General features: G+C 72.5%; 16 protein-coding genes and 1 riboswitch. Of the genes, 1 reads left to right on the top strand and 15 read right to left on the bottom strand.

Translation table 11 applies throughout. The features are described from left to right. Positions 1-35: 35 nt before the first annotated feature. The 7 genes from ACIQCH_RS22025 to rpsB all read right to left on the bottom strand — a co-directional run bounded on the left by ACIQCH_RS22025 (position 36) and on the right by rpsB (position 7013). Positions 36-1142, bottom strand: coding sequence for a thiamine ABC transporter substrate binding subunit (locus tag ACIQCH_RS22025; protein ID WP_402583277.1), 1107 nt, complete (start codon positions 1140-1142; stop codon positions 36-38). A gap of 77 nt (positions 1143-1219) precedes the next feature. Next, positions 1220-1329, bottom strand: a riboswitch (TPP riboswitch). Between the two features lie 20 nt (positions 1330-1349). Beyond that, positions 1350-2462: a 23S rRNA (adenine(2503)-C(2))-methyltransferase RlmN gene (rlmN, locus tag ACIQCH_RS22020; protein ID WP_030195201.1), complete on the bottom strand. Its 1113-nt coding sequence runs from the start codon at positions 2460-2462 to the stop codon at positions 1350-1352. A gap of 74 nt (positions 2463-2536) precedes the next feature. Beyond that, positions 2537-3613, bottom strand: a complete 1077-nt coding sequence (locus tag ACIQCH_RS22015; RefSeq protein WP_402583275.1) for a phosphatidate cytidylyltransferase — start codon at positions 3611-3613, stop codon at positions 2537-2539. Next, complete coding sequence (gene frr, locus ACIQCH_RS22010; RefSeq protein WP_402583388.1) at positions 3613-4170, bottom strand: ribosome recycling factor; 558 nt, start codon at positions 4168-4170, stop codon at positions 3613-3615. The genes ACIQCH_RS22015 and frr overlap by 1 nt, the downstream gene beginning before the upstream one ends. Positions 4171-4222: 52 nt before the next feature. Continuing rightward, positions 4223-5005, bottom strand: coding sequence for a UMP kinase (pyrH, locus tag ACIQCH_RS22005; RefSeq protein ID WP_030195191.1), 783 nt, complete (start codon positions 5003-5005; stop codon positions 4223-4225). Positions 5006-5159: 154 nt separating this feature from the next. Continuing rightward, the gene (tsf, locus tag ACIQCH_RS22000) at positions 5160-5996 is read right to left on the bottom strand and encodes a translation elongation factor Ts (protein ID WP_402583273.1); all 837 of its coding nucleotides are present in this window, start codon (positions 5994-5996) and stop codon (positions 5160-5162) included. A 132-nt stretch (positions 5997-6128) separates the two neighbouring features. Next, complete coding sequence (gene rpsB, locus ACIQCH_RS21995) at positions 6129-7013, bottom strand: 30S ribosomal protein S2 (protein ID WP_402583271.1); 885 nt, start codon at positions 7011-7013, stop codon at positions 6129-6131. Positions 7014-7428: 415 nt separating this feature from the next. On the opposite strand from rpsB, the gene ACIQCH_RS21990 reads away from it, so the two are divergent. After that, positions 7429-8271 (top strand): murein hydrolase activator EnvC family protein, encoded by an 843-nt coding sequence (locus ACIQCH_RS21990; protein ID WP_402583269.1) that lies wholly within the window; start codon positions 7429-7431, stop codon positions 8269-8271. Here ACIQCH_RS21990 and ACIQCH_RS21985 read toward each other — a convergent pair. From ACIQCH_RS21985 to lepB, 8 genes are all read right to left on the bottom strand, one after another. Further along, a complete protein-coding gene (locus tag ACIQCH_RS21985) occupies positions 8268-8807 on the bottom strand; it encodes a TetR/AcrR family transcriptional regulator (protein ID WP_402583386.1) in 540 nt (179 codons plus the stop codon). The two genes, ACIQCH_RS21990 and ACIQCH_RS21985, sit on opposite strands and share 4 nt — an antisense overlap. 81 nt (positions 8808-8888) lie before the next feature. After that, positions 8889-9725 (bottom strand): RNA polymerase sigma factor WhiG, encoded by an 837-nt coding sequence (whiG, locus tag ACIQCH_RS21980; RefSeq protein WP_402583267.1) that lies wholly within the window; start codon positions 9723-9725, stop codon positions 8889-8891. A 215-nt stretch (positions 9726-9940) separates the two neighbouring features. Then, the gene (dprA, locus tag ACIQCH_RS21975) at positions 9941-11179 is read right to left on the bottom strand and encodes a DNA-processing protein DprA (protein ID WP_402583265.1); all 1239 of its coding nucleotides are present in this window, start codon (positions 11177-11179) and stop codon (positions 9941-9943) included. Next, on the bottom strand, positions 11176-12804 hold the full coding sequence (locus ACIQCH_RS21970; RefSeq protein ID WP_402583264.1) for a YifB family Mg chelatase-like AAA ATPase: 1629 nt from the start codon (positions 12802-12804) through the stop codon (positions 11176-11178). The genes dprA and ACIQCH_RS21970 overlap by 4 nt, the downstream gene beginning before the upstream one ends. A 1-nt stretch (position 12805) precedes the next feature. Then, a complete protein-coding gene (locus ACIQCH_RS21965; RefSeq protein ID WP_402583263.1) occupies positions 12806-13177 on the bottom strand; it encodes a YraN family protein in 372 nt (123 codons plus the stop codon). 107 nt (positions 13178-13284) lie between these two features. Next, positions 13285-13593 carry a DUF2469 domain-containing protein gene (locus ACIQCH_RS21960; protein WP_005311352.1) on the bottom strand — a complete coding sequence of 103 codons (309 nt, stop codon included), beginning with the start codon at positions 13591-13593 and terminating at the stop codon, positions 13285-13287. A 55-nt stretch (positions 13594-13648) separates the two neighbouring features. Next, a complete protein-coding gene (locus tag ACIQCH_RS21955; protein WP_402583261.1) occupies positions 13649-14191 on the bottom strand; it encodes an NUDIX hydrolase in 543 nt (180 codons plus the stop codon). Beyond that, positions 14181-14948, bottom strand: coding sequence for a signal peptidase I (gene lepB / locus ACIQCH_RS21950; protein ID WP_402583259.1), 768 nt, complete (start codon positions 14946-14948; stop codon positions 14181-14183). Before lepB ends, ACIQCH_RS21955 begins: the two co-directional genes overlap by 11 nt. Between the last annotated feature and the right edge of the window lie 27 nt (positions 14949-14975).

Genomic DNA, 14975 nt, shown 5'->3' with positions numbered 1-14975 from the left:
CGTGCCCGGGACCGTTCCCGTGCCTGCTCCGGGTCCTACTTCAGGACGAGCGAGGACCATGCCCGGACCCACTGCTCACGGTTCTTGGCGATCTGGTCCGGGGCGACGGTCCACGGCTTGTCGATCACCACCCCGTGCTTCGTGAAGACCTCCGGCAGCTTCGCGTCCTTGACGACGGGGTTGACGAACATCTGGAGCGGCATGTCCTCCTGGAACTTCTTGCTGATCAGGAAGTCCAGCAGCGCCTTGCCGCCCGCCTCGTTCTTCGCGCCCTTGAGCAGGCCCGCGAACTCGACCTGGCGGAAGCAGGTGCCGGTGGCGACACCGGTGGGCGCCACGGCCGGCTGCGGCTCCGAGAACAGCACCTCGGCCGGCGGGGAGGAGGCGTACGAGACGACCAGCGGCCGGTCGCCCTTGGCCTTCTTGCCCCCGGCGGAGCCGGAGAAGCGCTCGTTGTAGGCCTGCTCCCAGCCGTCGACGACCTCGACGCCGTTGGCCTTGAGCTTGCTCCAGTAGTCCTTCCAGCCCTCGTCGCCGTACTTGCCGACGGAGGCGAGCAGGAAGCCCAGGCCCGGGGAGGAGGTGGCCGCGTTCTCGGTGACCAGCAGGTTCTTGTACTCCGGCTTGACCAGGTCGTCGAGGCTCTGCGGCGGGGCGATCTTCTTGTCGGCGAAGTACTTCTTGTCGTAGTTGACGCAGATGTCGCCGGAGTCGATCGGGGTGACCCGGTGCTCCTTGTCGAGCTGGTACTGCTCGGGGACGCCGGCCAGGCCCTTGGCCTCGTACGGGGTGAACAGGCCGTTGTCGAGGGCGCGCGAGAGCAGCGTGTTGTCGACGCCGAAGAACACGTCGCCGCGCGGCGAGCCCTTGGTCAGGATCTCCTGGTTGAGGGCCGCGCCCGCGTCGCCGCTCTTGAGGACCTTGACGGTGTAGCCGGACTGCTTCTCGAACTCCTTCAGCACCGCGGGGGTGTAGGTGAAGGAGTCGTGGGAGACGACCGTGACGGTCTTGGACTGCGGTCCGGAGCTGGCCGAGCCGCCCTCGTCCTTGCCGTCGCCACCGCCACAGGCGGCCAGCGTGGACAAGCCGAGGGCCGCGACGAGCGCGGCGCCCGCCATCTTCTTGGTGTTCACGTGAAACATTCCTCCTGGAGTGACCAGGAGAAGACGCGGCCCTGCCCCGGCGCTCGTGGAGCGGACGCCGGAGCAGGGCGCAACAGCTCGAGTGGTGACCGAACTCCCTACCCGGAATGACCCGGGCGAGGTTCAGAGGGTCTGCGGCGTGACGGTGCCGCACTCTCAGCGCTGTGGCGCTCCCCTGTCGGAATATGCAGATGTACGGGAGTCAGACTACCGCTCGCTCGCGGCGAGCTGTCCGCACGCTCCGTCGATCTCCTGGCCACGGGTGTCGCGCACCGTGACCGGCACGCCGTGGGCGGCGATCGCCTCGACGAAGGCCCGCTCGTCCTCGGGGCGGGAGGCGGTCCACTTGGAACCCGGGGTCGGGTTGAGCGGGATGAGGTTGACGTGCACCCGCTTGCCCTTGAGGAGGCGGCCGAGGAGGTCGCCCCGCCAGGCCTGGTCGTTGATGTCGCGGATCAGGGCGTACTCGATGGAGACGCGGCGGCCGGACTTCTCGGCGTACGTCCAGGCCGCGTCGAGGACCTCGCGGACCTTCCAGCGGGTGTTCACGGGCACGAGGGTGTCGCGCAGCTCGTCGTCGGGGGCGTGCAGCGAGACGGCGAGCCGGCACTTGAAGCCCTCGTCGGCGAACCGGAGCATCGCCGGGACGAGGCCGACGGTGGAGACGGTGATGCCGCGCTGGGACAGGCCCAGGCCGTCGGGCTCGGGGTCGGTCAGCCGGCGGATGGCGCCGACGACGCGGTTGTAGTTCGCCAGCGGCTCGCCCATGCCCATGAAGACGATGTTCGACAGCCGGGCCGGGCCACCGGGGACCTCGCCGTCGCGCAGGGCGCGCATGCCGTCGACGATCTGGTGGACGATCTCGGCGGTGGACAGGTTGCGGTCCAGGCCCGCCTGGCCGGTGGCGCAGAACGGGCAGTTCATGCCGCAGCCCGCCTGGGACGAGATGCACATCGTGACCCGGTCGGGGTAGCGCATGAGGACGGACTCGACGAGCGTGCCGTCGTGCAGGCGCCATAGGGTCTTGCGGGTGGTGTCGTCGTCGCAGGAGATGTGCCGGACGACCGACATCAGGTCGGGCAGCAGGGCCTCGCGCAGCTTCTCGCGCGAGCCGGCCGGGATGTCGGTCCACTCGGCCGGGTCGTGCGCGTAGCGGGCGAAGTAGTGCTGGGAGAGCTGCTTGGCGCGGAACGGCTTCTCGCCGATCGCGGCGACCGCCTCCTTCCGCTCGGCCGGCGACATGTCGGCCAGGTGCCGGGGCGGCTTCTTCGCTCCCTTGGGCGCGACGAAGGTGAGCTCTCCGGGAGCGGGGCGGGCCATGGCAGGTACTCCTCGTACGACGAAAGGCGCGCCGCACGAGCGGCGCGCCTTTCCAGAGTAACCGGCCCCGGGCTTCAGCCCGTGCCGACGAACAGAGCCAGCAGCAGCCACACGACCGGCGCGGTCGGCAGCAGCGAGTCCAGCCGGTCCATGATGCCGCCGTGGCCCGGCAGCAGCGTGCCCATGTCCTTGATGCCCAGGTCCCGCTTGATCATGGACTCGCCCAGGTCGCCGAGGGTGGCGCTGACCGCGACCGCGAGGCCCAGGACCAGGCCCTGCCACCAGCTGCCGCCGTCGATCAGGTACTGCATGCACAGCGCGCCCGCGGCCATCGCGAAGGCCACCGCACCGGCCAGGCCCTCGCGGGTCTTGCCGGGGCTGATGCGGGGGGCCAGCTTGTGCTTGCCGAACCGCCAGCCGACCGCGTACGCACCCGTGTCGCTCACCACGGTGAGCAGCAGGAAGGTGATCACCCGCTGCGGGCCGTCGTCGGCGGTCAGCAGCAGCGCCACGAACGTGGCGAGGAAGGGCACGTAGAACGCGGCGAACACGCCCGCCGTGACGTCCTTGAGGTATCCCTCCGGAGGCTCCGTCATCCGCCACACGAGCACCGCGAGGGCGGTGAGGGCCATCGCGACCCAGGCGCCCTCGGCGCCGCGCACGTACCCGGCGACGACCATCGCCGCCCCACCGACCGCGAGCGGCACCAGCGGGGCTTTGATGGCCTTGCGCTCTTCGAGGCGGGAGGTGAGCTCCCACAGGCCGACGACCACGGCGACGGCGATGACCCCGACGAAGACGGCCTTGACGATGAACAGCGAGGCGACGATCACGGCGCCGAGGCCGACGCCGACCCCTATGGCGGCGCGCAGGTCCCGCCCGGCCCGCTTCTTCTGCGGGGGCTGGGGGGTGTCCTGCGGTGCCTGCGACGGCGGAGGCGGGGGGCTGGGCATGGGCTCCTGCGGCGGCGTCTCGTCGCGGAACAGGGGGCCGCTTCCCGGAGCGGCCCCCCTCTCGCGTGCTTCCCGGTCATCGAAGTCTGATCCGGCGGCGTCGGGCACGATGGGCATGGGCCGAGTCTGCTGGCCTACGTACACATCGTATGCGGGACCCGCCGGAACCGGCTCCGCCCCCCAGGGAGAGTCGTTCATCAGACCTCGAGGAGCTCGGCTTCCTTGTGCTTGAGCAGCTCGTCGACCTGCGCGACGTACTTCGCGGTGGTGTCGTCGAGCTCCTTCTCGGCGCGGCGGACCTCGTCCTCGCCGGTCTCCTTGTCCTTGACCAGCTTGTCGAGGGCTTCCTTGGCCTTGCGGCGCACGGAGCGGATGGAGACCTTCGAGTCCTCGGCCTTGCCCTTGGCGACCTTGATGTACTCGCGGCGGCGCTCCTCGGTCAGCTCGGGGAACACCACGCGAATGATGTTGCCGTCGTTGCTCGGGTTGACGCCGAGGTCGGAGTCGCGGATGGCCTGCTCGATGTTGCGCAGGGCGCTCTTGTCGAACGGGGTCACCACGGCCATGCGCGGCTCGGGCACCGAGAAGGACGCGAGCTGGTTGATGGGCGTGATGGCACCGTAGTAGTCCGCCACGATCTTGTTGAACATCGCCGGGTGCGCACGGCCGGTGCGGATCGCGGCGAAGTCCTCCTTGGCGACCACGACGGCCTTCTCCATCTTCTCCTCGGCCTCGAGGAGGATTTCTTCGATCACCACGTGCTCCTGCATGTCTTGAGTGGATGGTTCAGGCGGGGGGCGGGCCCGCTCAGGCCCGGTCGCCCTGGTCGCTCACGAGCGTGCCGATCTTCTCACCCTTGACGGCGCGCGCGATATTCCCCTCCGCGAGCAGCTCGAAGACGAGGATCGGCAGCTTGTTGTCACGGCACAGCGTGATGGCGGTGGCGTCGGCGACCTTGAGGTCACGGGTGATGACCTCGCCGTACTCGAGCGCGTCGAACTTGACCGCGTCCGGGTTCGCCTTGGGGTCCGAGTCGTAGACGCCGTCCACGCCGTTCTTGCCCATGAGCAGGGCCTCGGCGTCGATCTCGAGGGCACGCTGGGCGGCCGTGGTGTCGGTGGAGAAGTAGGGCATGCCCATACCGGCGCCGAAGATCACGACGCGGCCCTTCTCCAGGTGGCGCACGGCGCGCAGCGGGATGTACGGCTCGGCGACCTGGCCCATGGTGATGGCCGTCTGGACGCGCGAGTCGATGCCCTCCTTCTCCAGGAAGTCCTGGAGGGCCAGGCAGTTCATGACCGTGCCGAGCATGCCCATGTAGTCGGAGCGGGCACGGTCCATGCCGCGCTGCTGCAGCTCGGCGCCGCGGAAGAAGTTGCCGCCGCCGATGACCACGGCGATCTCGGCGCCGTCCCGGACGACGCCCGCGATCTCGCGAGCGATCGCGTGCACGACGTCGGGGTCGACGCCCAGGCCCCCGCCGCCGGAGAAGGCCTCACCCGACAGCTTCAGGAGGAAGCGGCCGCGGCCCTTCTTGTCGTGGTCGCTCTTGTCGTCGGAAGCGGTGTGGGTGTCCACGCCCTGATTCATGGAGATCTCCTCGTGCACATACGAAGAAGGCCATTGCCGGGGTCCTTGCGGTTCCCTGTGCGGCAATGGCCTCCTCGTCAGATCTGCGGTCGTCCCGCGCGAACGGGCGACTGCTTCAGACCCTACCGGGGTCCGGGGTCCGTGGGTTACGGACTCAGATGCCGACCTTGATGCGGGCGAAGCGCTTCAGGGTGACACCGGCGTCCTTGAGGACCTGCTCGACGGACTTCTTGTTGTCGAGCGCGTACGCCTGGCCGAGCAGCGTGGCGTCCTTGAAGAAGCCGTTGAGGCGACCCTCGACGATCTTCGGCAGGGCGGCCTCGGGCTTGCCCTCGGCGCGGGTGGTCTCCTCGGCGACGCGGCGCTCGGTCTCGACGACCTCGGCCGGCACGTCCTCCTTGGCGAGGTACTTCGGCGCGAACGCGGCGATGTGCTGCGCGATGCCCTTGGCCAGGTCGGCGTCGGCCTTGTCCAGCTCGACCAGGACACCGATCTGCGGCGGCAGGTCGGGCATGGTGCGGTGCATGTAGGAGAAGACGAAGCCGTCGGCGAACTGCGCGAAGCGGTCCAGGACGATCTTCTCGCCGAGGTTGGCGTTGGCCTCGTCGACGAAGGCCTGGACGGTCTTGCCGGCCTCGATCTCGGACGCGAGCAGCGCCTCGATGTCCGCCGGGGACGTGGCGGCCACGTGCTTGGCCAGGTCGGCGGCGACGGACTGGAACTTGTCACCCTTGGCGACGAAGTCCGTCTCGCACTTCAGCTCGACCAGGACACCGGAGGTGTTGTCGTCGGCGATGAGGGACACGACGGCACCGTTCTCGGCAGAGCGGCCCTCGCGCTTGGCGACGCCCTTCTGGCCCTTGATGCGCAGCGCCTCGACGGCCTTGTCGACGCTGCCGTCGGCCTCGTCCAGGGCCTTCTTGCAGTCCATCATGCCGGCGCCGGTGAGCTCGCGGAGCTTCTTGACGTCAGCGGCGGTGTAGTTCGCCATGAGTCTGTGATTCTCTCTCGAAGTCGTAGATCTACGGGTCAACGGCGGGGGAGGCGCTTGTGGCGCCCTCCCCCGCCGTCATCGTCCGTGCTGTGAGTGCCCGGCGCGTGAACGACGGGCTCCCTCAGTGGGTCAGGCCTGCTCGGCGTCGGCGGCCGGAGCCTCGGCAGCCGGGGCCTCGGCGGCCGGGGCCTCAGCGGCGGGGGCCTCGGCGGCGGCCGGAGCCTCGTCCGCCTTCTTCTCGCCCTCGAGCAGGTCGCGCTCCCACTCGGCGAGCGGCTCGCCGACGGTCTTGTCGCCCGGCTTCGAGTCACCGGCGGCAGCGCCGGAACGGGCGATGAGGCCCTCGGCGACGGCGTCGGCGATCACGCGGGTGAGCAGGGTGACGGAGCGGATCGCGTCGTCGTTGCCCGGGATCTTGTAGTCGACCTCGTCGGGGTCACAGTTGGTGTCGAGGATCGCGACGACCGGGATGTGGAGCTTGCGCGCCTCACCGACGGCGATGTGCTCCTTCTTGGTGTCGACGATCCAGACGGCGCTCGGCACCTTCTGCATCTCGCGGATACCACCGAGGGTCTTCTCCAGCTTGGCCTTCTCGCGGGAGAGGACCAGGAGCTCCTTCTTGGTGAGGCCGGAGGCGGCCACGTCCTCGAAGTCGATCGCCTCGAGCTCCTTCAGACGCTGAAGGCGCTTGTAGACGGTGGAGAAGTTGGTGAGCATGCCGCCCAGCCAGCGCTGGTTCACGTACGGCATGCCGACGCGGGTCGCCTGCTCGGCGATGGCCTCCTGGGCCTGCTTCTTCGTGCCGACGAACATGATGGAGCCGCCGTGGGCGACGGTCTCCTTGACGAACTCGTAGGCGCGGTCGATGTACGACAGCGACTGGAGCAGGTCGATGATGTAGATGCCGTTGCGCTCGGTGAAGATGAAGCGCTTCATCTTCGGGTTCCAGCGACGGGTCTGGTGACCGAAGTGGACGCCGCTCTCCAGCAGCTCCCGCATCGTGACGACGGCCATGGCCGTACTCCTTGAGGTACTCGGTTACCGCAGCCGCCGGACGACGGCCGCGCCTGACGCCCCGACGCGCCGTGCCACGAAGGACCGAGGAGCGCGGCCACCGGTCGTGATCGACCAGGTGGCGGGGCGTGCGAAGTCGACCCGGTGACCCGGATCGCCACAAGAAGTGTACGGGACCGGCGCCCGTGCCGGGTGCCGCCCCCTGTCCCCCGCGGGGTGGACGCCCGGGTCCCGGGGTCCCGACGGCCCACCGGTGCGGCCGCCGGCCGTGCCCGCGCAGGCACCGGCCGCGCGTGCCGTCGAGCGGGCGCGGCGCGCAACCATGCGCACCCTGCCGGGTGACGCCGTTCGTCCACAACCGCCCGCTCGTCCACAGCCCCGCCCGACCGCCGCCCGGCCGCGGCACCCTCGCGCCATGACGACCTTCCTGCTCGCCCTGCTCCTGGCCCTGCTCCCGCCGCCGGCCGCGCGGTCCGTCCCGCCGCCCGGGCCCCAGGTCCCGGCGCGGTACGCCGCCGCGCCGGCCGCCCGTCCACCGGACCCCTCCGCCGGGCCGGGCCCGTCGGCGCGGCCGACGGACCGCCCCGCCCCCGAGGGGCCCTCCGCCCCCCGTCGGCCGACCGCCTGCGCCGGTGGGCCCGACGCCGTGGAGCGCGCCGGCCCGGGCGGGGCGGACCGTCGTACGGAGCGGGACCGGCGCACGGGGCCGGGGCGGGCCGCGGCCGCGGCCGGGGAACCGGCACCGGCCGGGCGGCCACCTGCGCACACGGCGCCGGGGAGGGAGCGGCCGCTGCCGGCGCCGTTGCGGTTGCTGCGGTGGTGGGTCCCGCCGCCGGGTCCGTACGCGGCGGGGCACCGCGGGGTGGACCTCGCCGCCGCCCCGGGCACCGAGGTGCGGGCGGTCGCCGACGGCCGCGTGTATTACGCCGGACGGGTGGCGGGGCGCGGCGTGCTGTCCCTCACCCTCACGGGCACCGCGCTGCGCACCACGTACGAGCCGGTGTGCCCGCTCGTCGCGACGGGCGAGCCCGTGGTCCGCGGCCAGGTCGTGGCCCGCACCGAGCCGAACGCGCACTGCGCGCAGCCGTGCCTCCACTGGGGCCTGCGCGCGGGCGAGGACTACCTCGACCCGCTCTCGCTGCTCCCCCGCCCGACCCCGCGCCTGCTCCCGCTGACCGGGACGGCGGCCACGGCCGCACGGCACGGGGGCTCCGGGCACGACCGAGGCCCGCGTCGTCCGGTCGAAGAGACGGCCTAGCGACCGGTGCCCCGGAGGGCGAGGGCCACGGCGGCCTCGGTGATCTCGGCGGGATCCTCGGCGGCACCGAGCTCGATGCGGCGGACGGCGGCGTCGACGATGCCCTGGAGGAGGGTGGCGGTGAGCCGGGGGCTGGCGTGGCCGAGGGCGGCCAGGGCCTCGACGATCATGGCGATCAGGCCCCCGTGGGCGGCGCGGATCTTCTCGCGGGCGCCGGCATCGAGCTCGCTGGCCGAAATGGCCACGACCGCGCGGTGGCGGCGGTCGCCGACCAGGGCCAGCTGCCGGCGGACGTAGGCCTCGATCTTCGCCTCGGGCGTCCCGGCGGCCTGCATGGCCGCCTCGATCTCGGCGGCCCAGACGGGGAAGTCGACCGCGCACAGCTCCTCGACCACCGCCGCCCGCGAGCGGAAGTACTCGTACACCGAGGAGCGGGCCAGACCGGTGCGCTGGGCGAGGGCGGGGAACGTCAGGGCATCGGTGCCCCCCTCGGACAACAGGGAGCGTGCGGCGTCCAGCAGTGCGGCGCGCTGCATCGTGCGGTGCTCGGCCACGGAGGCCGCTCGGATCCTGGGCACCCGTCCACTGTACGGAGGCCCCGCAAGGCCTCCGCAAGCTCAACGGCCGACGTCCGCCAGTTTGGCCCGCAACTGCAGCACCGACTTGGTGTGGATCTGGCTCACCCGGCTCTCGGTGACCCCCAGGACGTTCCCGATCTCCGCCAGGGTGAGGCCCTCGTAGTAGTACAGGGTCACCACGGTCTTCTCCCGTTCGGGCAGCGTGTTGATGGCGCGGGCGAGCAGGCGGCGCAGTTCCCGGTCCTCGGCGACCTCGACCGGGTTGTCCGCGGCGGTGTCCTCCAGGGTGTCCATCAGGGAGAGCCGGTCCCCGCCCTCGCCGCCGACGTGCAGGAGCTCCTCGAGGGCCACCACGTTCGCGAGCGACAACTGGCTGAAAACTGCATGCAGTTCCTCCACCCCGATGTCCATCTCCGCCGCCACCTCGACCTCGGTCGGAGTGCGCCGCAGCTGGGCTTCCAGGGTGGCATAGGCCCGCTCGACGGCACGGGCCTTCTGGCGGACGGAACGGGGGATCCAGTCCAGGGCGCGGAGTTCGTCGATCATCGCGCCCCGGATCCGGGTGATCGCGTACGTCTCGAACTTGATGGACCGTTCGATGTCGAACTTCTCGATGGCGTCGATGAGTCCGAAGACTCCGGAGGAGACGAAGTCGGCCTGCTCGACGTTGGGCGGCAGCCCGACGCTCACCCGGCCCGCCACGTACTTCACCAGCGGCGAGTAGTGCAGGATCAGCTGCTCCCGCAGGCGCTCGTCGCCGGTGTCCTTGTACGACCGCCACAGCTCGTCCAGCGAGGAGGGCGGGGCGGCCCGCACGCTGCCGCGGGCAGCGGGTGGCACCGCAGCGCGGTCAGACCCGGAGGTGTGCTGGGGCATGCGTCGCCTTGAGCCGTTCTGCTGTCGGGATCCTTGGGAACGTGGCGTGACTGGAGTGTCGCGGTGCGCGAAGAGTACGGGATCGCGCGTCGGTGCCGAGGCCGGCCGGACGGCACCGACGGGGCCGGGCCCGCGCTCTGCGCGCGGGCCCCCCGACTGGCTCCGGGCGGGCGGCACATCTCATCGGCTTCACCCTTTCACCGGATCGCCCCAGGTCAAGGACCGCCTCGCCGGGTGGACCCGGATAGGGGGCGAGGGTCATCCGCGGGAGTGGCGAGGCGCCAGTCATCGCCATGCCGTTCGACGAACCCCAGAGAGTGAAGTTCGTACAGTCTGCCGATGACTTCATCGGTGCTCGTGGCCGCGGCGAGGGCCAGCTCGGGCGGGCGGACCGGGCGGCCCGCGGGGATCGCCTCGAGGACGCGGGCGGTGCCGGGCGGGAGCAGGTCGCGCGGGAGCACCGGGCCGCGCCGGCAGGGGGCGAGTTCGCCCATCTCCCCGACCAGTTCGACGACCTCGGGGGCGTCGGTGACCAGCTCCGCCCCGCCGCGCAGCAGTTCGTGCACCCCGTCCGAGAGCCCGCTGGTGGCGGGCCCCGGCACGCCCATCACGGCGCGCCCCAGCCGTTGCGCGGCGCGCGCGGTGGCGAGCGAGCCGCTGCGGTGGGCGGCCTCGACGACGACCGTGCCGCGGGTGAGCGCAGCGATGACCCGGTTGCGGAGCACGAAGCGGCTCGGGGTGGGATGGCTGCCGGGCGGCAACTCACCCACGACCAGACCCTGTTCGGCGATGCGGCGCAGCAGCCCGAGGTGGCCCCGCGGGTAGCCGGTGTCGACGCCGCAGGCGAGCACGGCGGCGGTGCCGCCACCGGCCCCCAGGGCGCCCCGGTGGGCCGCGCCGTCGATGCCGTAGGCCGCTCCGGAGACCACCACCCAGCCGCGCTCGGCGAGACCGGCGCCCAGGGTGGCGGCCATGTGCGTCCCGTACGGGGTGCAGGCCCGGGCTCCCACCACGGCGACCGAGCGCAGGGCCCACATGCGCAGGTGCGGCCGGCCGCGCAGCCAGAGGCCGACGGGCCGGGCGTCGCCGAGGTCGTCGAGCTGGCTGGGCCACTCCGGGTCGGCCGGGACGACGAACCGGCCGCCCGCCTCGGCGACCGCCGCCAGGTCCCGCTCGGGGTCGGCCGCGGCGGCCCGTCTGCGGTAGCCGCTGATGCGGTCGGGACCCACTCCGGTGAGGGTGCCCTCCTCGTACGTCGGCGCCCGCAGGATCCGCAGCAGTCCGGACGCCCCGTACCGCGCGATCCAGCGCCCGCCGTGCTCGTCGCCGGGTTCGAGGATCCGGGTCAGGGCGGCCCGGGCCAGCCGCTCGGCGGCCGTGTCCGGCTCCTGCCCCGCGCGCCCGGGCTCCGGGCCCGTCGGGACGGCGGCGGCGGGGGCTTCGGGCGCGCTCATGCGAGTTCTCCCATCAGGTGCGGGACGCCCCGGGAGACGCCGGTACGGAGCTCCAGCGCCACGGCGACGTCGAGGGCGTCGGGGCGGTCCCGGCCGCGCAGGTCGGCCACGGTCCACGCCACCCGGAGCACGCGGTCAAGGCCGCGGGCGGTGAGCAGGCCCCGCTCCAGGTCCCGCTCGGCGGGTCCGAGCGCTCCGGGGGTCACCTGCCAGCGGGTGCGCAGCTCGTGCCCGGGCACCTCCGCATTGGTGTTCCAGGGGGTGCCGGCGAGCCGGGCGGCGGCGCGCGTCCTGGCCGCCCGGACCCGCTCGGCCACGGCCGCGGTGGTCTCGCCCCGGCCGCCCGGGCCGAGGAGGTCGGACCGGGAGACCGGTTCGACGTCCACGCGGAGGTCGACCCGGTCCAGCAGCGGCCCGGAGAGCCGGGCCTGGTAGCGGCGGACGACGGAGGCGGGGCACTCGCAGCCGGCCCCCGGCCCGGTGTGCCGACCGCAGGGGCACGGGTTGGCGGCCAGCACCATCAGGAAGCGGGCCGGCAGCCGCACGACCCCGGCCGCCCGGGCGATGACCACCTGGCCGGACTCCAGCGGCTGGCGGAGGGCGTCGAGGGCCTTGGGGCTGAACTCGGGGGCCTCGTCCAGGAAGAGGATCCCGCCGTGGGCGAGGGAGACCGCGCCCGGCCGGGGCAGTCCGGTCCCGCCGCCGACCAGGGACTGCATGGTGGCCGAGTGGTGCGGGGCGCAGTAGGGGGCGGTGGCGATCAGCGGTTCGCCGGGCGGCAGCAGTCCGGCGACCGAGTGGACGGCGGTGACCTCCAGCGACTCCTGGCGGGTGAGCGGGGGCAGGAGGCCCGGCAGGCGCTCGGCGAGCATGGTCTTGCCCGCGCCGGGCGGTCCGTTGAGGAACAGGTGGTGGCCGCCGGCCGCGGCCACCTCGAGCGCCCGCCGCGCAGTCCGCTGGCCCGCCACGTCGGCGAGGTCGGGCAGGCCCTCGCCGGAGCGGGCGGGCGCCCGGTCCAGCCCGGTGCCGAGTCCGGCACCGGGTACGAGCAGCCCGGCGAGCAGCGGGTCGGGGCGGCCGGGCTCGGCGGCGGGTTCCTCCGCCGGCACCTCGCCGCCGGTGAGGACGGCGATGAGCTGGCGCAGGGTGCGCACGCCGAGCACCGACACGTCGGGGACGAGCGCGGCCTCGGCGGCGCACTGCTCGGGCACCACCACCTGCCGGTACCCGGCCTCGGCGGCGGCGAGCACGGCGGGCAGGACGCCGCGCACCGGTCGGACCCGGCCGTCCAGCCCGAGCTCCCCGATGAGCACCAGGTCGGCGATGGCGCGGGGGTCGACCAGTTCGGCCGCGCCGAGGACCGCCGTGGCGACGGCGAGGTCGAACCCCGAGCCGCTCTTGGGCACGTCGGCGGGGCTGAGCCCGACGGTGAGCTTCTTCTGCGGCCAGCCGGCGCCCGCGTTGGTCACGGCCGCCCTGACCCGGTCCCGGCTCTCGACCAGCGTCTTGTCCGGCAGCCCCACCAACGTGAAGGCCGCCACGCCCGGTTCGAGGTCGGCCTGCACCTCCACCACGACCCCGTCGACGCCGACCAGCGCGACGGAACAGGTCCGTGCGAAGCCCATCTCAGGCCACCCCCCGGACGTGCTCCACGACGGGTGCCCCGCGCCGGGGCAGGACGACACCGACCAGGTCGATGCGCACCCCGCCGGCGGGCGGTCCCCCGTGGTCGGCGAGCCAGCGGCCGGCCAGCCGTCTGAGCCGGTCCGCCTTGGCCGCCCGGACCGCGGCCATCGGGTGTTCGAAGGATCCCGCCCTGCGGGTCTTCACCTCACAGACCACCAGCGCGTCCCCGTCCCGCGCGACGATGTCGATCTCGCCGCCGCGGCACCGCCAGTTCCGCGCGATCACCGTCATGCCGGCTTCGGACAGCCGCCGTGCGGCGAGCTCCTCGCCGTACCGGCCCAGGGCCATGCGGGCGTACCCCGTTGCGTTCATTCGGCACCACCTCCGGCACCGAATGTCCCGCAGCCGCCCCCACCGAGCGGATCTTGGTGGATAACCCCGGCCCTGTGGACAACTCCGTCACCCCTGCGGGTGAGGGATCAGCTCCCGGGCAGTTCGAGGTCGCTCTTGTTGAGCTCCTCGATGTTCACGTCCTTGAACGTCAGCACCCGCACCTGCTTCACGAAGCGGGCCGGTCGGTACATGTCCCAGACCCAGGCATCGGCCATCGAGACCTCGAAGAACACCTCGCCCTGGACCGAGTGCACCTGCATCTCGTAGTCGTTGGTGAGGTAGAAACGACGCTCGGTCTCAATGACGTATTTGAACAGCCCGACGACGTCGCGGTACTCCCGGTAGAGCTTCAGCTCCATCTCGGTCTCGTACTTCTCGAGGTCCTCGGCGCTCATGGCATGTTCCCCTTCAGCCGTGCGTCCCCCTATTGTGCGCCAGTCGGGTCAGCCCCTAAACGATTTCCGGGGCCAGCACCACCGGAGCACCCGGAGGACCCTCGTCGAGCAGTGTGCGCAGCAGCTCGGCGAGCCTGGTCGGGTACACCGTCTCACGGGCCGCCGACAGTTCCTCGGAAGTCCACCATCTCGCTCCGGCCACGCTGCGCCGTTCCAGCTCGGTGAGGCCTTCCATGACCGTCTCCGTCTGCTCCGTGCGGGCCAGGAAGTACCACTCGTCCTGCTCCCAGCGCCGCCCGTCGAAGGGGAACTCGCAGTACCGCCGCCACAGCACGGGCCCGAGTTCCACGCGCGTGATCCCGGTCTCCTCGGCCAGCTCCCGCAGGGCGGCCTGCTCCCGGCTCTCGCCGCCCTCGAGTCCGCCGCCGGGCGTGAACCACCAGCTGTCGTCCGGGTCGGCCGGCTCGAAACCGTGCAGGAGCAGGATCCGGTCGTCGGGGTCGAGCAGGATCACCCGCGCGACCTGCCGCGGCGCCCCGGAACCGCCGTGCTCCTCCGGGCCCGCCGGGCCTGCGGAGCCCGCCGCCTCAGCGGACACCGGCCCGCTCCCGCTCGGCACCGCCCGCACCGCTCCTGGTACCGCCGCCGCGCCGCGCCGCGAGCTTCGCGACCGGTCCGTACGCCGCCCCGCCCAGCACCAGCACCGCGCCGGCCACGATCGCCGCGAGGAGGGCCTTGAGGGGCCCGGGCTCGGACACCCCGCCCGGCATGGCCGCGAAGGCCGCGGGCCGCTCCAGCATCCGCTGCTCGGACCAGGCCACGGCGTCCACCCTGGCCGTCACGGCCGAGCGCGGCACCGTGCCCTGGCCGGCCTCCTGGAGGTGCGCCCGGGAGTCCAGCGAGGCCCCCCGCCGGTCGCCGAGGAGGAACAGCTTCCCCTCGGGCACCTTCACCTCGAACGGCAGGTCGGAGGCCATGCCGTGCTTGATGTCGAGGTAGGGCTCGTCCACCTGCTCGCCGTTGACCGTGAGCTTCCCGCCCTGGCCGCAGCACTTGACGGTGTCGCCGCCGACCCCGACGACGCGCTTGACCATCGGCGCGTTGCTCCACAGGGAATCGGTGAAGATCACGACGTCGCCGCGGCGCACCTGGTCGCCGTCCACCCGCTGCGCCAGCACCCGGTCCCCGGGCTTCACCGTCGGCACCATCGAGTCGGTCGGCACCGTGTACGGCTGGTAGAGCAGCGCCCCGACGGCGAATCCGCCGAGGAAGAGCACAAAGCCGACGGCCACGGCCAGCCCGGACAAGACATTGCCCAGGCCGCCGCGGCCGTCCTTGCGTCCGTTACCGCCCATCCCAGCGCCCCCACCTTCGGAGTCCGT

Source organism: Streptomyces sp. NPDC093225 (assembly GCF_044753805.1).
Lineage (GTDB): Bacteria > Actinomycetota > Actinomycetes > Streptomycetales > Streptomycetaceae > Streptomyces.
The sequence above is the reverse complement of the archived record's forward strand: the minus strand, read 5'-3'. Positions and strand labels throughout refer to the sequence as shown.